The sequence below is a fragment of the Amycolatopsis sp. NPDC005961 genome (genome assembly GCF_040629235.1).
Lineage (GTDB): Bacteria > Actinomycetota > Actinomycetes > Mycobacteriales > Pseudonocardiaceae > Amycolatopsis > Amycolatopsis camponoti.
This window is the reverse complement of the sequence record NZ_JBEXVF010000097.1, coordinates 1-18,578: the sequence shown is the minus strand read 5'-3', so window position 1 is coordinate 18,578 and position 18,578 is coordinate 1. Positions and strand designations below refer to the sequence as shown.

The 18,578-nt window shown below is 70.9% G+C and carries 19 protein-coding genes and 1 pseudogene; 9 read left to right on the top strand and 11 right to left on the bottom strand.

Annotated elements, in window-relative coordinates; genetic code table 11:
* Positions 1-43 precede the first annotated feature (43 nt).
* Entirely contained in the window at positions 44-1,234 is a 1,191-nt protein-coding gene (locus tag ABZ342_RS44755) for a carbohydrate-binding protein (RefSeq protein ID WP_360486967.1), read from the bottom strand.
* Between the two features lie 226 nt (positions 1,235-1,460).
* On the opposite strand from ABZ342_RS44755, the gene ABZ342_RS44750 reads away from it, so the two are divergent.
* From ABZ342_RS44750 to ABZ342_RS44735, 4 genes are read left to right on the top strand one after another with little or no spacing between them, the layout of a single operon-like run.
* A complete protein-coding gene (locus ABZ342_RS44750) occupies positions 1,461-1,832 on the top strand; it encodes a YciI family protein (protein ID WP_360486964.1) in 372 nt (123 codons plus the stop codon).
* A complete protein-coding gene (locus ABZ342_RS44745) occupies positions 1,825-3,057 on the top strand; it encodes a DUF6596 domain-containing protein (protein ID WP_360486961.1) in 1,233 nt (410 codons plus the stop codon). Before ABZ342_RS44750 ends, ABZ342_RS44745 begins: the two co-directional genes overlap by 8 nt.
* Positions 3,057-3,887 carry a hypothetical protein gene (locus tag ABZ342_RS44740; RefSeq protein ID WP_360486958.1) on the top strand — a complete coding sequence of 277 codons (831 nt, stop codon included), beginning with the start codon at positions 3,057-3,059 and terminating at the stop codon, positions 3,885-3,887. The genes ABZ342_RS44745 and ABZ342_RS44740 overlap by 1 nt, the downstream gene beginning before the upstream one ends.
* A gap of 1 nt (position 3,888) precedes the next feature.
* Positions 3,889-4,677 carry a MaoC family dehydratase N-terminal domain-containing protein gene (locus tag ABZ342_RS44735; protein WP_360486955.1) on the top strand — a complete coding sequence of 263 codons (789 nt, stop codon included), beginning with the start codon at positions 3,889-3,891 and terminating at the stop codon, positions 4,675-4,677.
* A 6-nt stretch (positions 4,678-4,683) separates the two neighbouring features.
* On the opposite strand, the gene ABZ342_RS44730 is transcribed toward ABZ342_RS44735, so the two are convergent.
* The 3 genes from ABZ342_RS44730 to ABZ342_RS44720 are packed head-to-tail and all read right to left on the bottom strand — an operon-like array spanning position 4,684 to position 7,998.
* The gene (locus ABZ342_RS44730; protein ID WP_360486952.1) at positions 4,684-6,042 is read right to left on the bottom strand and encodes an MFS transporter; all 1,359 of its coding nucleotides are present in this window, start codon (positions 6,040-6,042) and stop codon (positions 4,684-4,686) included.
* A gap of 19 nt (positions 6,043-6,061) precedes the next feature.
* A complete protein-coding gene (locus tag ABZ342_RS44725) occupies positions 6,062-6,976 on the bottom strand; it encodes an amidohydrolase family protein (RefSeq protein ID WP_360486949.1) in 915 nt (304 codons plus the stop codon).
* Positions 6,973-7,998 (bottom strand): amidohydrolase family protein, encoded by a 1,026-nt coding sequence (locus tag ABZ342_RS44720; RefSeq protein ID WP_360486946.1) that lies wholly within the window; start codon positions 7,996-7,998, stop codon positions 6,973-6,975. The genes ABZ342_RS44725 and ABZ342_RS44720 overlap by 4 nt, the downstream gene beginning before the upstream one ends.
* 246 nt (positions 7,999-8,244) lie before the next feature.
* Between ABZ342_RS44720 and ABZ342_RS44715 the strand changes: the two genes are divergently transcribed.
* A complete protein-coding gene (locus ABZ342_RS44715; protein WP_360486943.1) occupies positions 8,245-9,060 on the top strand; it encodes a hypothetical protein in 816 nt (271 codons plus the stop codon).
* A 6-nt stretch (positions 9,061-9,066) separates the two neighbouring features.
* Here the strand turns inward: ABZ342_RS44715 and ABZ342_RS44710 are convergent, their stop codons facing one another.
* Positions 9,067-10,380, bottom strand: a complete 1,314-nt coding sequence (locus tag ABZ342_RS44710; RefSeq protein ID WP_360486940.1) for an MFS transporter — start codon at positions 10,378-10,380, stop codon at positions 9,067-9,069.
* A 74-nt stretch (positions 10,381-10,454) separates the two neighbouring features.
* Positions 10,455-11,240 (bottom strand): DUF1932 domain-containing protein, encoded by a 786-nt coding sequence (locus tag ABZ342_RS44705; protein WP_360486937.1) that lies wholly within the window; start codon positions 11,238-11,240, stop codon positions 10,455-10,457.
* A 93-nt stretch (positions 11,241-11,333) separates the two neighbouring features.
* Here ABZ342_RS44705 and ABZ342_RS44700 point away from each other — a divergent pair, with 93 nt between their 5' ends.
* The 4 genes from ABZ342_RS44700 (at position 11,334) to ABZ342_RS44685 (ending at position 15,025) form a co-directional block, all read left to right on the top strand.
* A complete protein-coding gene (locus ABZ342_RS44700) occupies positions 11,334-12,011 on the top strand; it encodes a GntR family transcriptional regulator (protein WP_155543021.1) in 678 nt (225 codons plus the stop codon).
* Between the two features lie 299 nt (positions 12,012-12,310).
* Complete coding sequence (locus tag ABZ342_RS44695) at positions 12,311-13,015, top strand: 4-carboxy-4-hydroxy-2-oxoadipate aldolase/oxaloacetate decarboxylase (RefSeq protein WP_360486934.1); 705 nt, start codon at positions 12,311-12,313, stop codon at positions 13,013-13,015.
* Positions 13,012-14,058, top strand: coding sequence for a 4-oxalomesaconate tautomerase (locus ABZ342_RS44690; protein WP_360486931.1), 1,047 nt, complete (start codon positions 13,012-13,014; stop codon positions 14,056-14,058). Before ABZ342_RS44695 ends, ABZ342_RS44690 begins: the two co-directional genes overlap by 4 nt.
* Before the next feature lie 10 nt (positions 14,059-14,068).
* Positions 14,069-15,025: a catechol 2,3-dioxygenase gene (locus ABZ342_RS44685; protein ID WP_360486928.1), complete on the top strand. Its 957-nt coding sequence runs from the start codon at positions 14,069-14,071 to the stop codon at positions 15,023-15,025.
* Here the strand turns inward: ABZ342_RS44685 and ABZ342_RS44680 are convergent, their stop codons facing one another.
* The 5 genes and pseudogenes from ABZ342_RS44680 to ABZ342_RS44660 form a co-directional block, all read right to left on the bottom strand.
* Entirely contained in the window at positions 15,026-16,069 is a 1,044-nt protein-coding gene (locus ABZ342_RS44680) for an MAB_1171c family putative transporter (RefSeq protein WP_360486925.1), read from the bottom strand.
* On the bottom strand, positions 16,062-16,196 hold the full coding sequence (locus ABZ342_RS44675) for a hypothetical protein (RefSeq protein ID WP_360486922.1): 135 nt from the start codon (positions 16,194-16,196) through the stop codon (positions 16,062-16,064). The genes ABZ342_RS44680 and ABZ342_RS44675 overlap by 8 nt, the downstream gene beginning before the upstream one ends.
* Positions 16,189-16,695: a hypothetical protein gene (locus tag ABZ342_RS44670; RefSeq protein ID WP_360486920.1), complete on the bottom strand. Its 507-nt coding sequence runs from the start codon at positions 16,693-16,695 to the stop codon at positions 16,189-16,191. Before ABZ342_RS44670 ends, ABZ342_RS44675 begins: the two co-directional genes overlap by 8 nt.
* The gene (locus tag ABZ342_RS44665) at positions 16,692-17,129 is read right to left on the bottom strand and encodes a helix-turn-helix domain-containing protein (protein ID WP_155543027.1); all 438 of its coding nucleotides are present in this window, start codon (positions 17,127-17,129) and stop codon (positions 16,692-16,694) included. The genes ABZ342_RS44670 and ABZ342_RS44665 overlap by 4 nt, the downstream gene beginning before the upstream one ends.
* 455 nt (positions 17,130-17,584) lie before the next feature.
* Positions 17,585-18,433, bottom strand: a pseudogene (locus ABZ342_RS44660) (IS1634 family transposase); the annotation flags it as partial.
* Positions 18,434-18,578 lie beyond the last annotated feature (145 nt).

Here is an 18,578-nt window from a genome sequence, read left to right as displayed (position 1 = left end):
GGTCCCTGGAACCCGGGCCGCGGCCAGGTCTGACGATGCGGCGTCAGCAGTGGCCGAGGTCGGCCCACTGGGCGGTGAGGCCGGGCTCGGAGCCCTGGGTCCACCAGTTCGCCTGCCAGAGGTGGGCGTTGTGCTTGACCCGCTGGCCGCCGAGGTACACCGTGCCCCAGTCCCACTCCGCCGCCGTCGAGCAGTTCGCGGGCTGCGAAGGCGTGGTGGGCGTGGTGGGCGTCGTCGGGGTCGTGGGCGTCGTCGGAGTGGTCGGAGTGGTCGGCGTCGTGGGCGGGGTGGTCGTGCACCCGTTCACCGTGTCCACATGGGACGTTCCGGCCGTCCGGTACGAACCCGCGCGGGCCACGGCGTCCGCGGGCGACACCACCTGGTTGCCCGCGTAGTACGTCCAGTCGACCTGCTCGGAGTAGACGCTGGTCCCGCTCGTGTGCCCGGCCGTGTCGATGAACCACATGTTGTAGTTGATCGACATCGGCGTCCGCGGGTACACCGGGTCGCCCTGGGCGTCGGTCGTGTGGTCCGCGGTGAGCACGCCGTCGAGGTAGTACTTCACGTGCCCGCCCGACACCTGCGTCACGATGTCGTGCCAGCCGGCGAAACTGCGGTTCTGCGCGGTGGATGTGCGCAGACCGTCCCACGTCGGGTTGTTCCAGTAGGTGTACCAGCTGGTCTGGTAGTTCGCGGTCGAGCCGCCCCAGCCGCCGTTGGGCAGGTACTCCGAGAAATCCAGCTCGCTGTAGAGCGGGTCGCGGTCGTACCGCAGCGGCGAGATCGTGAAGTACGTTTCGTTGACGTGGTCGCCGTCGGTGCCGCTGTCCGGCGCGTCGGTGAAGCGGACCCGGCTCGCGTACGTGCCGTCCTTGAACCGCAGCTGGTTCTGGTACATCTCGGAGTGCGTCGTGCCCGCCGCGCTGCCGTCGGTGCTGGCGGCGAGCTGGGCGACGCGCTCGCCGTTCACCGTCGGGAAGGTGACGTTGCTGGTGAGCCAGCGCGCGCCGGCCACGCCGGGGCTGCCGACGTCGTTGCGGGTGGTCCAGCCGGCGCCGCCGAACGCGGAGTCGGTGGGGGAGTTGTAGTGGAAGTCGTCGAACAGCACACCGCAGTCGGCGGCCGCCGCGGCCGGCGGGCTGGCGGCGGCCCCACCGGAAAGGATCAGGGCCGTCGCCGCCACGGTCGCGACGCTCGTCAGTGCTGCTGTGGTGGTCCGGATTCTGCGGGACATGGGTCTCCTCCTGAGGATGGCCGTCCGCCGGGAGAGCTCCCTGATTGGTCTAGACGAATCAGGTGGCGAGGACTTTCCTCCTGACCATTGGTAATGTCAAGGCTGGCACAGAACTTACCTTTGGTAATTTCCGTGCCCCTGATTTCGCCGAGTCCGGCCGAGCCTGTCGAGTTACCGTCGTCCCGTTCGTCATCCACCGAGACCGACGCCGGATGAAGGAGCGCACGTGCTCTACATGCTGTTGATCTACAATTGCGACCGCCCCGAGCCGGGCGACCCCGGGTTCGAGGAGGCACTGACCGCCGTCAACGCCTTCGCCGACGAGTGCCGGCGGCGCGGGGTGTTCGTCTCCGGCCACCCGCTGCAGGGTGAGCACACCGCCACCACGGTGGCCGTGCAGGAGGGCCGCACGCTCATCACCGACGGGCCCTTCGCCGAGACCCACGAGCACCTCGGCGGGGTGTACGTCTTCGACTGCCGGGACCTCGACGAGGCCCTGGAGCTGGCCGCGCTGTGCCCGATGGCCGCCCAGGGCTCGATCGAGGTCCGCCCGGTCGCCGGGGTGCCCGGGCTGGACCACCCGGCCGCCCGTGGGTGATCGCGCGGCCGGCGTCGTCGAGCGCGTCTACCGCGAGGACCGCGCCCGGCTGCTCGCCGCCCTCGTCCGGGTGCTCGGCGACTTCGAGCTCGCCGAGGACGCCCTGCAGGACGCCGTCGCGCAGGCGCTGCGGACGTGGGATTCGGGCGTTCCGGACGACCCCGCGGCCTGGTTGCTGACCACGGCGCGCAACCGCGCCGTCGACCGGATCCGCCGCGTCCGCGTCGGGCAGGCCAAGCTGGCCCGGCTCGCGGCCGGCGAGAGCGGGGTGAGGATGTCGAGCCTGCCGGACGACCGGCTCACCGAGGTCGGCGACGACCGGCTGAGCCTGCTCTTCACCTGCTGCCACCCGGCGCTGGCCGAAGACGCCCGGGTGGCGCTGACGCTGCAGGCCGTCGCCGGCCTGACCGCCGCCCAGATCGCCCGCCTGTTCCTCGTCGCCGAGCCGGCGTTGGCACAGCGGCTGGTGCGCGCGAAGCGGAAGATCCGCGACGCGGGCATCTCGCTGAGCGTCCCGCCCGACCACCTGCTGCCCGACCGTCTCTCCGGCGTCCTCGCCGTGATCTACCTCGTCTTCACCCGCGGCTACGCGTCGCCGTCGGGCCGCGACGAGCCCGCCGAGCTGCGCCGCGAGGCGATCCGGCTGGCGAAGCTGCTCGCCGCCTTGATGCCGGACGAACCGGAGGCGCTCGGCCTGGTCGCGCTGCTCCTGCTGCAGGATTCGCGCTCGGCCGCCCGCGCCACGCCCGGCGGCGACGTCGTCCTGCTCGAAGACCAGGACCGCGCCCGCTGGGACCGGGACGAGATCGCGGAAGCCTTCGGCGTGCTCGGCCGGGCGCTGCGCCACGGGGTCGTCGGCCAGTACCAGCTGCAGGCGGCGATCGCGGCGCAGCACGCGCAGGCCCGCACGGCCGCCGACACGGACTGGGCGCGGATCGCCGCCCTCTACGGCCGGCTGCGGACGCTCGCGCCGTCGCCCGTCGTCGCGCTCAACCACGCCGTGGCCGTCGCGATGGCCGACGGTCCCGGCACCGGGCTCGCCCTGGTCGAAGCGATCGACGGGCTCGACCGCTACCACCTCTGGCACGCCGCCCGCGCGGACCTCCTGCGCCGCCTCGGCCGCTCCGAGGATGCCGTCACGGCGTACCGGCGGGCCCGCGACCTCGCCGAAGCCCCGGCCGACCACCGCTTCCTCACCGCCCGCCTGCACGAACTGGAGTCCTGATGCGACTGTCCGTCCTGGACGACGGCCACCGGCGCCGCGCCCGCCTCTTCATGGCCGTCACCGGAAAACTGTCCGGCGTCCCCAGCCCGGACATCGTCAAGCTGCTGCTGTACCGGCCGGGCTTCCTGACCCGGCCGCTGCTGGAGCTGACCGCGCCCGCGATGCGCGGCGAGTCCTACTGGACCGCGGGCGAACGCGAGTACCTCGCGATGAGCACGGCCCGGGTGCACGAGTGCCCGTTCTGCGTGGTCACGCACGCCGAGCTGACCCGGATCGCCGGGCACGGCGAGATCGACCCGGACCGCCCGGCGGACGCGCGCCCGGAACTGCTGGTGGTGCAACGGTTCCTCGAAGACGTTTCCCGGAACGGCACGCTGTCACCACCGCGCGACTTGCCCGCGCACGCCGTGGTGGAGGCGTTGGACGTCAACCTGGTGTGGAACATCGTCAACCGGCTCGCGAACGCGTTCGGGTTCGAGCTGCTCGACGGGCAGCTGAAGGTCGGCACGAAAGCGTTGCACCGCGCGGGTTACCGGTTCCCGGGCTTCCTGCTCGCCGACGGCCCGGCCGACCTCCGCGAGAGCGTCTTCGAGCAGCCGGCGCGGACCAGCCCCGAACTGCGGCGGGCGGCCGGGACGGGTGACGGCCTGGCGGAGCCGTGGCGGGACTACGCCGCGCTGGTCCGCGACGCGTCCCACCGCATCACCGACGACGACGTCCGGCGGCTACTGGCGGCGGGTCACTCCGAGGACGAGGTCTTCGAGGTCACGGTGGCGGCCGCGGTCGGCGCCGCACTGCACAGCTTCGACGCCGCGAAAAAGGGGCTCTGACGTGGAGGTCACCGAACCGATCCTGCCCGGGCCGGCCCAGGCGCTGGCGTCCCTGCTCGACGTCCCGGAGCCCGACGGAGTCCTGCCGCTGCTGTGGCACTGGGTCTACCTGCTCGACCGCCCGGCCCAGGCCGACCTCGGGCCGGACGGCCACCCGGTCCGCGGCACGGTCCTGGCCGCGCCGGGCCCGGGCCGCCGCCGCATGTGGGCCGGCGGCCGCGTCCGCGCGCACGGCGAGTTGCGCGTGGGCGAGACCGCGACCCGCCGGTCGGAAGTCCTGGTGGTGCAAGAGAAGGAGGGTCGTTCGGGGCCGCTCACGTTCGTCACGGTCGCGCACCGGATCACCCAGGCGGGCCGGCTGGTGGTCGACGAGGAGCAGGACATCGTCTACCGCGCGGGGTCCGCCCTCGACGTACCTCCGGACGACGGCCCCGAGATTCCGCCCGCGTCCGGCGAGTGGTCGGTCGAGGTGACCCCGACGCTGCTGTTCCGCTTCTCCGCGTTGACCTACAACGCCCATCGCATCCACTACGACCGTGACTACAGCCGCGAGGTGGAGGGCTACCCGGGGCTGCTCACGCATGGCCCGCTGCAGGCGGTCGCGATGGCGGAAGCCGCCCGGGCCCGCGGGGTTGCGGGCGCGCTCGAGTTCGAATACCGCCCGGTGGCGCCGTTGTTCGACCACCAGGGGCTGATCGCCGCGGCCGTACCGGGGGAGGAGACGACGACGTCGGTGCGCGACCGCCACGGCCGCCAGACGGCGAAGGGAACCCTGCGCCGCCTGGCGTGACGTGGCTCAGACCCCGGCCGGCTTGACCTCCGGGGCCGTCTGCGCGAGCCGCGCCGCCCGGGTCCGGGGGCCGAACACCGCCAGCACCAGCGCGCCGAGCAGCCACGTCCCCGCGATGAAGAAGAACACGCTCCGGTAGCCGCTCCCGTTGTACAACCCGGCGACGATCAACGGTCCCGCCGCGTTCGACAACCGCCCGAGCCCGTACGACACGCCCGTGCCCAGCGACCGGCCGCGGGTGTCGAACAGCTCCGGCGAGTACGCGTAGCCGAGGGCCGTGTAACCACGCTCGAACAGGTTCACCAGGAAGCCGAACACCACGATGAGGACCGGGTTGAAGGTGAGCCCGTAGAAGAGGCCGCAGAGCGCGATGACCGTGCCGAACGCGACCAGGCACCACTTGCGCTCGAAGCGGTCGGTCACCAGTGCCGCGAGGTAGGACCCCAGCGGTGCGCCGACCGTCGTCAGCGCCACGTAGAACACCGACTTCTCGACGCTGAAGCCTTCCTTGGCCAGCAGGGTCGGTGCCCAGCTCGAGTAGCCGAAGAAGCCGATCGTCTGCGTCACCCACAGGACCGTCAGCAGCAACGTGGGCATCAGGTACTTCTTCTGCAGCAGCAACCGCAGCGGCGCCTTGCCGACCGCGGCCTCCTCGATCGGCGGCGCCGGCTCCGGCAGCGGGCCCTTCTCCGCCGCGACGCGCTCCTCGATCTCCCGCAGCACCGCGTCCGCCTTGGCGTGCTCGCCGCGGCTTTCGTACCAGCGCGGCGACTCCTTCAGCTGCCGGGTGAAGAGCACCAGCAGCACGCCGAGCGCGCCCCACAGGTACACCAGCCGCCACGACCAGGAGTTGATCGGCACCACCGCGCTCGCGATCAGGTTGGTCACCGGCGTGCCGCAGATGCCGATCACGATCGCGTAGGCCTGGTACTTGCCGCGGCTCGCGGCCGGGTACAGCTCGCTGACGTAGATGACCGCGACGACGGTCATCGCCGACAGCCCGGCCGACGTCAGGATGCGGAACACGCCGAGGGACACGATGTCCCAGGAGAACACCGCGGCGAAGGAGAAGACGCCGAACCACACGGTCGTCCACATGAGAGCGTTCTTGCGGCCCCAGCGGTCGGCGAGCTTGCTCGCGATGATCGACCCGAAGAACATGCCCACGAAGGACAGCGAGGTCACGTAGGCGACCTGGTTGACGGTCACGCCCCACAGCTTGATCAGCTTGGGTGCGGTGGTGGCGAAGCTGTTGATGTCCGCGAACTCGAAGAAGTAGGCGAACGAGACGGCGAGCAGGGTGACCTTGTGGAACCGCGAGATCGGCAGGCGGTTCAGCCGGTTGAGTGCGTTGGCGTGCTGCATTGCATGCCCTTCGGGGGATTCAGGCGGTTTCGCCGGGCCAGTAGAGGCGCATCGGGTTGTCGACGAGCAGCTTCCGCCGCAGCTCGTCCGTTTCCGCGATGTGCGGGACGTAGTCGACGAGCAGGCCGTCGTCGGGCATGTGGTGCTTCAGGTTCGGGTGCGGCCAGTCGGTGCCCCAGAGCACCCGGTCCGGGAACTCCGTCACCACACGCCGGGCGAAGGGCACGACGTCGGTGTACGCGTGACGCTCGCCGTCGAGGGCCGGTGGGCCGGTGACGGTGAGGCGCTCGGGGCAGCTCACCTTCACGTGGACGTCGTTGCGGTCGACGAACGTCAGGAACCGTTCGAACTCCGGGCCGTCCACGGGTTTCGTGACGTCCGGGCGTCCCATGTGGTCGATCACCAGTGGCGCGGGCAGCTCGCCGAAGAAGTCCTCGAGCTCGGGCAGGTCGGCGGCTTCGAAGTAGAGCACCACGTGCCAGCCGAGCGGCGCGATCTTCTTCGCGATGGTGCTCAGGTCCTCCTTGGGCGAGGCGTCGACGAGCCGTTTCACGAAGTTGAACCGGACCCCGCGCACGCCCGCCGCGTCGAGTTCGCGCAGCTCTCCTTCGCCGATGTCCGGGCGGACGGTCGCGATGCCGCGCGCCCGGCCCTCCGCCGCCCGGACGGCGTCGAGCATGGCGGAGTTGTCCGCCCCGTGGCAGGTCGCCTGCACGATGACGGTGCGCGCGACCCCGAGGTGGTCGCGCAGCGCGAAGAGCTGCTCCTTGCTCGCGTCGCACGGCGTGTACTTGCGCTCGGGCGCGAAGGGAAAGTCCTGTTGCGGGCCGAACACGTGGCAGTGGGCGTCGACGGTGCCGTGCGGCAGCTCGAAGTCCGGTGTGGACGGACCCGCGTACCAGTCGAGCCAGCCCGGCGTCTTGGGTTCCGTCACCGGCCTTGTCCCTTCAGGAGGGCGTCGAGGCGCGGGTAGACGGCGCGGGCGTTGTGCTCCCGGATCGCCGCCCAGTCCTCTTCGGACAGTTTCGCGGCTTCGGCGTACCGGCGCGTGTCGTCGAAGTGGTGGCCGGTCCGCGGATCGACGCTGCGGACGGCGCCGATCATCTCGGAGGCGAACAGGATGTTGCGCGCGGGGATGACGTCGAAGAGGAGGTCCGAACCCGGCTGGTGGTAGACGCAGGTGTCGAAGAAGACGTTGTGCAGCACGTGCTCCTCGAGCTCCGGCTTGCCCATGGCCATCGCGAGGCCGCGGAACCGGCCCCAGTGGTAGGGGACCGCGCCGCCGCCGTGCGGGATGACCAGCCGCAGGGTGGGGAAGTCGGTGAAGAGGTCACCCTGGACGAGCTGCATGAACGCGGTCGTGTCGGCGTTGAGGTAGTGCGCGCCGGTGGTGTGGAACGCCGGGTTGACGCTCGTGCTGACGTGGACCATCGCCGGGATGTCGTACTCGACCATCTTTTCGTAGATCGGGTACCACGACCGGTCGGTGAGCGGCGGGGCCGTCCAGTGGCCGCCGCTGGGGTCGGGGTTGAGGTTCAGCGCGACGGCGCCGTACTCCTCGACGCAGCGGGTCAGCTCCGGGACGCAGGTGGCCGGGTCGACGCCGGGGGACTGCGGGAGCATCGCGGCCGGAGCGAACCGCTCCGGGTAGAGCGTGCTGACCCGGTGGCAGAGCTCGTTGCAGATCGAGGCCCACTCGGCCGAGGTTTCGAAGCCGCCGACGTGGTGGGCCATGAACGAGGCGCGCGGCGAGAAGATCGTGAGGTCGATGCCGCGTTCGTCCATGAGCCGCAGCTGGTTCGGCTCGATGGTCTCGCGCAGCTCGTCGTCACTGATGCGCAGGTCGGCCCGGGCGGGTTTCTTGCCGGGCTCGGTCAGCGACGCGACCTGCTGGTCGCGCCACGCCGCGAGGGCGGGCGGGGCGGTCGTGTAGTGGCCGTGGCAGTCGATGATCAAGGTGGTTCCTCGTCGCTCCGCATGCTTGATACTCGCACACTAATCGTCGATGAAATTGTTGACAATATGTGCGACGAGTTTGTGACTTTGAGGTGCGCTTCAGGGACGGCCCGTGACCACGGGATCGTGGCTGCTCGACGTCCGGTCTGCGGGGATTCGCGCAGGTCCGCGTGAGAGACTTCTCGTGAGCCGCCGGAGCCGGAGTCCGTGCACCGTTGGGGGCGGTCAGCCGAGACCGAGGACGTCATGACCAATCCGCAGTACCCCGGACCGCAGGGCCCGGGACAGCAGCCGTACCCCGCACCTTCCGGTGGTTTCCCGGCGCAACCCGACCCCGCGCAGCAGCCGTTCGCGGCGCCGTCGGGTGGGTTCGCGGCGCAGCAGGATCCGGCGCAGCAGCCGTTCGCCGCGCCGTCGGGTGGGTTCCCCGCGCAGCAGCCTTTTGCGGCGCCGTCGGGTGGTTTCCCCGCGCAGCCGTACCCGGGGCAGCAGCCGTACCCGGGGCAGCCGGCCTATCCGTCCCCGGCGGGTGGTGTTCCCGCGCCGTACCCCGGCCAGCCGTCGTACCCCGGTGGGTTCGCGTACCCGCCCGCGCCCTACCCCGGCTACGGGATGCAGCCGCCGAAGCCGAACGGGGCCACCGCCATCATCGCCGGGGTGCTCGCCGTGCTCGGCGGGCTGTTCTCGCTCCTCGGCCTGATCGCCAGCGTCGTCGCGATCGGGAACCTCGGGTTCATCCACTGGCTGTTCATCGTCGCCCTGGTCCAGGAAGTGGTCCTCGTGGGCACGCTGATCCCCGGCGGCATCCTGCTGTTCCTGCGCAAGCCGGCGGGCCGCCTGCTCACGATCGTCGGCAGCGGGTTCGCCATCTTCATGGCCATCGCGACCGTCGTGCTGGAAGTGGTCGGGTTCGGGTACTACGGCGGCGGGCTGGTCGCCGCCAGCTCGTTCTTCGGCCTGGCGCTCGTCCTCGTCCCGGCCGTGGCGACGCTCGTCCTCGCGATCGTGAAGCCGACCAGCGTCTGGTGCGGCCGTCCCGACGCCGGGCAACCACCGTTCTGAGCCCGGTCAGCTGACCGGCGCGGCGGACGTCGTCGTGAAGACGCCGTTCCGCCGCACGAGGGCCACCATCACCGCGCCGAGCAGGCCGGCGATCGCGAAGACCACGAAGCCGAACGACGAAAGCCCGCCCGCGACCAGGATGCCGCCCAGCCACGGCCCGAACACCGCGCCCGTCCGGCCGACGCCGGACACCCAGCCGAGCGCCGTGGCCCGGCTGCCGGCGGGGTAGTAGGCGCCGACCGCCGCGTAGATGAGCGTCTGCGCGCTGAACAGCCAGGCGCCGGTGAGGAACACGACCACGTAGGTCACCACCAGGGGCAGGTGCACCGCCAGCAGGCCGACGCCGCACGCGGTCAGCGCGAACCAGACGACCGCGACCGGCCGGGCGCCGAACCGGTCCGCGAGCCGCCCGGCGACGAGCATGCCCGCGATCCCGCCCAGGTTGATCACCAGCAGGAAGCTGATCGCGGAGCCCAGGTCGTAGCCGCTGCCGCGCATCATCGTCGGCAGCCACGTGTTCACGCCGTACACCAGCAGCAGCCCGGCGAACGAGGCGATCCAGAACAGCACCGTCGTCGTCCGCACCGACGGTGTGAAGAGGCCGCGCAGGCCACCGCGGCGATCTTCGGACGGTTCCGGCGCGAACGTGCCGAGTGGGACCGCGAACCGGTCCGCGATCGCCCGTGCCCGCTCGGTCTTGCCCTTGGCCAGCAGGAACGTCATCGACTCCGGCAGCAGGAAGACGACCGCGGGCAGCACCACCACGAGCAGCAGCGCGCCGATCCAGTACACCGAGCGCCACCCCATCGACTGGACGAGCGTCATCCCCAGCGCGCCGGCGAGCGCCCCGCCGGCCTGATGGGCGGTCATCACGGTGGTGACGGCGAGGTTCCGCCGCCACGCCGGCGCGTACTCCATGACCATCGCGATCGCCGACGGCAGCAGCCCGCCGAGCCCGATCCCGGCGATGAACCGCGCCGCGCCGAAGAACCCGACGGTCGGCGCGGCGGCGCAGGCGGCAGCGGCCACGGAGAAAACGACGACGCCGGTGATGATGATCTTCCGGCGGCCGACGCGGTCGGTCAGGATGCCCGCGCCGAGCGCGCCGAGCATCATCCCGAAGGTCGTCAGGCTCCCGATGGTCCCGCCGCTGACCGGCGTCAGGCCGAAGCCTTTGTCGGCCAGCACGCCCGGCAGCGTCGCTCCGTAGACGAACAGGTCCAGCCCGTCCAGCAAGACGAGGACCCAGCACAACGCGGTGACCCGGAGGGAGAGCCGGACCGTGGCGGCGGTCGTGCCGCCGAGTTCTCGTGCGGACATCTTCGTCCCTTTCGTCCGGGGTGGCGAAGAAGTCCGAAGCTACATCTGATGAGATATTGGCCACAAGAGTTGCGTCAAGATTGTTCACAATCCTGTGAATCAGCTATGTGCGCAAGCTGGTCACGGGCCGCGGCCGCGACGTCGGCGCGCACGGCCAGCTCGCCGAGCATCTCCGCGGCCGCCGCCATCTCGGACGTCCGGCGGACGGCGTGCTTGACCGAGCCGTCGACGAGCCGGTCGACGGTCGACGCGTTCGCCGCGGTGAGCTCGTCGACGATGATCTTCCGCAGCCAGTCCTCGCAGCCCGCCGCGCGCGCGGCCGTCAAGGCTTCGACCACGGCGGCCGACATGCCCTTGAAGAACACGCTGCGCAGCAGCTTGCGCTCGGCGGCGAGCCCGGCGTCGCCGTCCATGACCTCGACCGCGGCGCCGAACGAGTTCAGGGTTCCGGCGACGGTTCCGGCCGCGACGCCGGTGGCGAGCATCGGGACGCGCAGGCCGCGGCCGGGCACCGGTGCCATGATCGCGATGTCGGCGAACGGCACGCCGTGCTCCGCGGCGATGGCGGCCAGCTTGCGCTTGGTGCCGGGAGAGGCGGTGTTCACGTCGGCCCAGGCCGCGCCGGTCTTCAGGCCGGCCAGGCCGGCTTCGAGCGCGTCGACGGCCGCCGACGCGCTGTTCACGCTGAGCACCAGATCGGCGCAGTCGGCGGCTTCGGCTTCGGAGCCGGTCGCGACGACGCCCTCGGTGGCGGGAACGGCCGGGTCGTAGCCGCGGACGACGGCCCCGGCGGCGACCAGGTCGCGGGCGAGCGCGCTGCCCGCTTCGCCGAGTCCCAGTACCGCGATGGTTCCGGACATAGCAGAATCCTCTCGACAAGCTACGATCGAGTACACGATGTTCTCGACAAAATTGTCAACAAACTGCGTCTGTTCGAAAGATGGTGCCGGGGTATGACGGAGAGTGCTGCGGACGGGCAGCCGGGGGAGCGTTCCGTGGTGGCGGCCATCCGCGACGCGATCGTCCGGGGCGAGTTCGTGCCCAACCAGAGGCTGGTGGAGGCGGACCTGTCCGGCCAGTTCGCCGCCAGCCGCGCGACGGTCCGCGCGGCCCTGATCGAGCTGACGAACGAGGGGCTCGTCGAGCGCGTGCAGAACCGGGGCGCGCGGGTGCGCGCGGTGTCGCTGGAAGAGGCCGTCGAGATTTCCGAGGTCCGCATGATGCTGGAGTCGCTGTGCGCGGCGAAGGCGGCGGAGCGCGTTTCCGACGCTGAGGTGGGCGAGCTGAAGGAGTTGGGCGAGCTGATGCACCAGGCGGTGGCCGGCGGGGACGTGGTCGGGTATTCGGGCCTCAACCAGCGCCTGCACCGCAGGGTCCGCGAGATCAGCGGCCAGCGCACGGCGGCGCAGGTGCTGGAGAGGCTGCGCGGCCAGAGCGTGCGCCACCAGTTCCGGCTGGCGATGCGGCCGGGGAGGCCGCAGGTGTCGCTCCCGGAGCACCTGGCGATCATCGACGCGATCTGCGCACACGACTCGGAGAGGGCGGCGGAGGCGGCGCGGGCGCATTTGGGGAGCGTGATCGAGGCCCTCAAGGCCGCTGACGCGGCGGAGGTCTCGCACCTGCGCCCGTGAGCGGGGTCTTGAAGTAGCTGGGGATTCGCGGCCGCGAGTGGTGGCGGGGGTTGGTTCGCGCTCGCGCTGCTGAGTGAGGTTTGTCGACGTGGTCGCGCGGGTTTGCGTTGCTGAGTGATGTTTGTCGAAGTGGCAGCGCGGTCTTGCGTTGCTGAGCGATGTTTGTCGAAGTGGCAGCGCGGTTTTGCGTTGCCCTCGGGTGAGCCGTGTTGGGCTCCGCGCCAGCCCCGTCACCCGCGAACCCATCTGCTCGCCAAGATTGTTGACAATTTCGTCAACCGAACCGTACCGTAAACCGTATGAAGCCCGTCATCGTCACCGATCCGCCGCGTGCCGACCTGGACCAAGTCGCCCGGTTGGCCGACTACGGCGTCGCCACCGTTCATGAGGCTCTCGGGCGCTCGGGCCTGCTCGGTCCGGACCTGCGCCCGATCCAGGACGGCGTGCGCGTGGGCGGTACCGCCGTCACCGTGCTCTGCTGGCCCGGGGACAACCTCATGATCCACGCGGCCGTCGAACAGTGCCGCGAAGGCGATGTCCTCGTCGTCACCACCACCTCGCCGTGCCGGGACGGGCTCTTCGGCGAGCTCTTCGCCACCGCTCTGCGCTACCGGGGCGTGAAAGGCCTGGTCACCACCACCGGCGTCCGCGACGTCACCGACCTGCGCGCGCTCCGCTTCCCCGTCTGGTCGGCCGACGTCAGCGCGCAAGGCACCGTCAAGGCGACCGCCGGCGCGGTCAACGTGCCGATCGTCATCGGCGGGCAGGTGATCCGCCCGGGCGACGCCATCCTCGCCGACGACGACGGTGTCATGCGCGTCCGCCGCGAAGATGTCCAAACCGGACTCGAAGCTTCGCAGGCCCGGCTGGAAAAAGAAGCCGCCGCAAGGGAAGCGTTCGCGCAGGGACAGCTCGGCCTCGACCGTTACGGGCTACGGGAGAAGCTCGAAGCTCTCGGCGTCCGCTACCTGACGGCCGAGGACTACGAAAAGGAGCAGGCATGACCGGCGTGCGCTGCATGCTCCTGCGCGGGGGCACCTCCAAGGGCGCCTACTTCCTCGCCGAAGACCTCCCCACCGACCCGCAGACCCGCGACGACCTCCTGATGCGGATCATGGGCACCCCCGACCCGCGCCAGATCGACGGCGTCGGCGGAGCCCAGCCCGTCACCAGCAAGGTCGCCATCGTCTCGGCGGCGAGCGACCCCGGCCACGACATCGACTACCTCTTCCTGCAGCTCGGCGTCGAAGAACCCACCGTCTCAGACCGGCAGACCTGCGGCAACCTCCTGGCCGGCGTCGGGCAGTTCGCCGTCGAGCGCGGGCTCGTGCCCGCCGGGGAAGACCGCACCACCGTGCGGGTGCGGCTGGTCAACACCGGCACCGTCGCCGTCTCGACCTTCGCCACTCCCGGCGGCGAGGTCGACTACCGCGGCGACACGGCCATCTCCGGCGTGCCCGGCACGGCCGCCCCGGTCGAGCTCGACTTCACCGAGACCGAAGGGTCCGTCTGCGGCAGCCTGCTGCCCACCGGCGCCGTCCGCGACAACGTCGGCGGCATCGAAGTGTCCTGTGTGGACAACGGCATGCCGGTCGTCGTCGCTCGCGCCGGTGACCTCGGCATCACCGGCTACGAGTCCGTCGAGGAACTGAGCGCCGACACCGCCCTCGCCGAGCGGATCGACGCCCTGCGCGTCGAAGCCGGGAAGCTGATGGGCCTCGGCGACGTCCGCGGCAGCTCGGTCCCCAAGACCACGCTCGTCGCCGCCCCGCGCGACGGCGGCGCGATCTGCACCCGGACGTTCATCCCGGTCAAGCCGCACCCCTCGATCGGCGTCCTCGGTGGCGTCAGCGTCGTCACGGCGTTGCTGCTCGACGGCGCTGTCGGGAGCGAGCTGCTCGAAACCGACCGTGGACCCGTCCGGATCGAGCACCCGAGCGGCCAGCTCGCGGTGGCGATCGAGTTCGAAGGATCGCGCGTCCGCCGGTCGACGGTGATCCGCACCGCGCGGAAGCTGTTCGACGGCACCGTCTTCCCCCGCCCCTGAGGAGACCCCGATGCCCCAGCCCTCGCCCCGCCACGAGATCGCGCACCTCGGCCACGTCGAGCTGTTCACCCCGGAGCCGGAGAAGAGCCTGGACTTCTTCGTCCGCGTGCTCGGGCTGACCGAGAACGGCACCGATGGCGACTCCGTCTACCTGCGCACCTGGGACGACTACGAGCACCACAGCCTCAAGCTCACCGCGGCGAAGACGTCCGGGGTCGGGCGGACGGCGGTGCGCGCGTCCAGCGAAGAGGCCCTCAAGCGGCGCGTGGTCGCGCTCGAGGAACGCGGGCTCGGCGTCGGGTGGGTCGACGGCGACACCGGGATCGGCCCCACGTACCTGTTCCGCGACCCGGACGGCCACGAGCTCGAGGTCTACTGGGAGACCGAGCGCTACCGGCCGCCCGAGCACCTGCGGCCCGCGCTGAAGAACCAGGCGCAGGCCTACCCGGGGCGCGGGGTCGGCGTCCGGCGTCTCGATCACGTCAACTACCTGGCGCGGGAGGCCGAGGTCAACGGCCGGTTCATCTGCGACGCGCTGGGCGGCCGGGTCACCGAGCAGATCCGGCTCGACAGCGGCGTGATTTCGGGGCAATGGACGCACTTCGCGCAGAAGTCCTACGACATCGTGTACACGACCGACTGGACGAAGTCGAACGGGCGCCTGCACCACATCGCGTTCGCGACCGACACGCGCGAGGACATCCTGCGGGCGGCCGACATCGCGCTCGACAACGACGTGCACATCGAGACCGGGCCGCACAAGCACGCGATCCAGCAGACGTTCTTCCTCTACCTGTACGAGCCCGGCGGCAACCGCGTCGAGCTGTGCAACCCCACCGGCCGGCTGATCTTCGCGCCGGACTGGGAGCCGGTCACCTGGACCGAGGCCGAGCGGGCCAAGGGGCAGGCGTGGGGGTTGCGGACGATCGAGTCGTTCCACACGCACGGCACCCCGCCGGTGGCGTGATCAGGGCACGGTCGCGGCGGGCCGCCGGCTGATCTCCCGGAAGACGTCGGCGACGCGGCAGAGGTACTCGGTGTCGCTGCCGAAGTCCTGTCCACCTTGGACGGTCATCTCGGGCGAAAGCGGTGGCAGGCCGTCCTCGCGGGCGCGCAGGGCGGCCAGGATCTCGGCGGCCTCCTGCCGCTCACCGGTGGCGGACCCGGTGCGGTACGGGCGGATCACGAGCAGGCCGTCGCGGATCTCGATGACCCGCCGGTAGAGGTGCAGCCGCGTCGGGAACACGGTGGTGCGCGGCGGTTCCAGCGCGATCGCGGGCTCGGCGCGGTAGAGGGCCAGCCAGAGCGGGCCGAGCCGGCGGTACTGCCGGCGACGGCGCAGCAGGCCGGCCACCGCGGGCACGCCGACGCCGACCAGCACGAGCAGGTGCGCGGTCGTCGGGAGTGCCTTGCTCAGCAGGAAGCCCTTACCGTAGTCGAAGTCGAACGGGGCGCGGGCCGAGATCGCGATGACGGTCCGGATCACCATGTACGCGGCCGCGGCGACGATCCCGGCGACGACCAGACCGAGGCCGGTGCGCAGGATCCGGTCCGGCGCCTTGCGCGCGTCCTGCAGGCACAGCCGCCCGATGACCGCGAACTCGGGCAGGAGCGCCACGGCGTAGGCGATGCAGTACTCCATGACGAACGGCGACTGCGGCATGACGTTGGGGGCCAGTGCGAAGGTGACGACCATCGCGGCGCCGCCGGCGAGTGCCCAGGCGGTGTAGCGGCGGGCGGCGGCCGGAAGTCCGTGCAGGCGCAGGAGGACCTGGGCCCCGGCCCAGACCGCACCGACCATGGCGAGGTGGGCGATGAGCAGTTCGATGCTGGGCACCCCGAGCGCGCGGGTGAGGTCGCGGACGGCGGGGATCAGCGCGGTCTGGGAGACGGCGAGGCCCAGCACGCAGAACCGCACGAGCCGGCGGCCGGGGGCGGGGCCGGGGCGGAGGAACACGAAGAGGATCCAGGCGAGTATCGCGGGGCCGTAGCGGCGGATCACGTCACCCACGGTCGCCGCCGTTCGCCGGGGGAGTGGGGAGGCCGCCGCCGCCGCCGTTGCCCGGCGACGAGGCCGGGTTGAGGTGGCGGGCGGGCACGAGCGCGGTCGGAGGCCTGCCGCTGCTCGCGTCATCCATGGTCGCCGCCGTCGTCCAGCGCTGAGCGCAGCCGGTCCGCGACCGAATCACCCCGATGGGCCAGGCCCGTGTGCTGGCCCAGCATGGACGCGAAGAACTCCGCCTCCCGCTCCTCCACGCTCGAGTACCCCGCGCGCCCCAGTACGCGCCGGACCATCGCCGGGTCCAGGCTCGGCAGCAGCAGCCGCATCTGCTCGGCCGGGGTGAGCGTGGCCGGGTAGTGGTCGCACAGCATGTGGCCGATCTCGTGCAGCACGATGTGGTCCTGGTGCGGCGCGCTCGTGTGGCGCTCGTACGCGATCAGGTCGGTCGTGTCCGTCGCGATCCACAGCCCGCACACCTCGGACAGCCCCGGCAGCGGCAGCAGCCGGATCGGGCGTCCGCGGCGGGAACCCAGCGCCGCGCACAACGCCGGTACGTCGAAAGCGGCCGGCAGGTCCAGGTCCCGCAGCACCGCGGCGAAGCGGTGACGCAGCTGCCGTCGCCCGCGCGAGCTCATCGTTCGGCGTCGCTCGCCGGTTCGGGCAGGCCCTCGAGCTCGCGGACCCGGTCGACCATGTCACTGATCGCTTCGAGGCTCTTCGCCGACAACCCGCGCGCGCGAAGGGCGATCTGGCGGACCGGTGCGTCGCGGAACGCGCTGAGCAGCGTCAGCTCGGCGTCGATGCGCTCGGCTTCCGCGTCGTCGAAGAAGTACGCCGGGGGCACGCCGAAGAACCCCGCGAGCGCTTCGAGGTGCCGTTTGGTCGGGTTGTCGCGCAGGCCCTTGCGCAACTGCCACAGGTAGGTCGCGGAGATGGTCGGGCCGCCCTGGGCCCGGATCGACTCGGCGACCTCGTCGAAGGTGTATTCGTCGCCGTCGGCGGGACGCACGACGCCGAACAGGTGGTTCAGCTTCGCGGAGAGGGTCCCCGCCGCGATCTCCTCCGGCATGTCCGGAGTCTACCGCGCCGCCAGCTGCGGTGAGGCGGGTTCGCGGCCACCGGTCCACCTCAGTTGACCGCGTTGGTCACCTCAGTTTACGATCGGCCCGGGATTCACCAACTGATGTGAATGGGCGAGGGGGCGGTTCACATTTTCCGCAAGAGCGCGAGAACGATCGCGGGACGGCTGGGCGTAGTGGGCGCCGCCGCACTGCTCTACGCCCACTGCATCGGAGGCGCCGGCTGCCCTGCGGGGCAGCGAACCTGAAGCGAAGACGCTTCTCCCGCCGTCGCGCTCGCCGCGGCGTCGAGCTGTGAGACGACACCGCTCGTCCACCTGACTCGTATAACGGTCTATACGACGGTGCTTTCCGGATCCGGCCCGCCGGTTCCGGTGGCGCTGACGCGCATCGTCGCCGTCCGGCACCTCGGGCCGGCGGACGCCCAGTGCGCCGGGGTCGGCCGCTAGCCGGTCCCCCTCGGTGAGACCTGACTTGGCTCAAATTGGTGCGCACCGCGGTCGCGGATGCGGGTGAGGGCCTCGCGGAGGTCGTCGGGTAGCGGTCGACGGCGGTGAGGGTGTGCTCGCCGGCCTGGATGTCGATGGTGCGGTAGCGGCGGGTGGTGCGCACGAACTTCTTGATCGACCAGCCGGTGGTCTGCTCGATCCACCTGCTGACGGCCAGGGCGGCGAACACGACCGTCAGGTGCGCGTCGATCGACTCGCGCTGGTGGTGGTAGATCGGCCGCGCACGTAGGTCGTGTTCAGACATTCGGAACGACTTCTCGATGTGGAACAGTCGGCGTGCCTTGGCTTCCAGGGTCCGGTTGACACTCTTGGTGGCGCCGGTGAGCTGGATGAATCGGTTGCGTTTGACCGCGGTCTTGCCGGTGACGGCCTGCTCGGCCTTGGCGACCTGTTCGTCGATGCCGTGCAGGGTGTGCCGAGCCCGGTCCGCCCGGTACTGGTAGTAGATGATCTGGTCGGCAGCATCGTAGTGGTCTCGCCCCGGTTGCCCTCGAACGCGTTGACCATCAACGCAAACCCGCTTGCGTCGGTGAGCAGCCCGATCGTGATCTGCGGCTCCAGGCGGCGTTCTTCGGAGAACCCGGGCTCACGGAACCCGTCCCCGGCATCGGTCTCGAAGTACAAGGTGGACACATCGTGGAGAACCAGTGACGCCGGCCCAGATCAGCGGTGCGGGCGCACGCCGCGGCCAACTTCTGCCGCCAGGACTCTTTCGCGAACGCGGGCAGACGCCGCTTGAGGGTCGCGTACGCCGGCGGGTCGAAACCTGCCTCCTCGACCACCCGCAGACGAGAAACAGCCTGGAACCGGCCGCTTAGTGCGCAGAGTTTCGCCGTTCACACGACGAAACCGCAGCTCAACAGCCAGCACCCTACCCAAGGCCTCACGCTGCGGATCCCGCCGGGCCAGATCGTCCTGCTGACCGGGCCG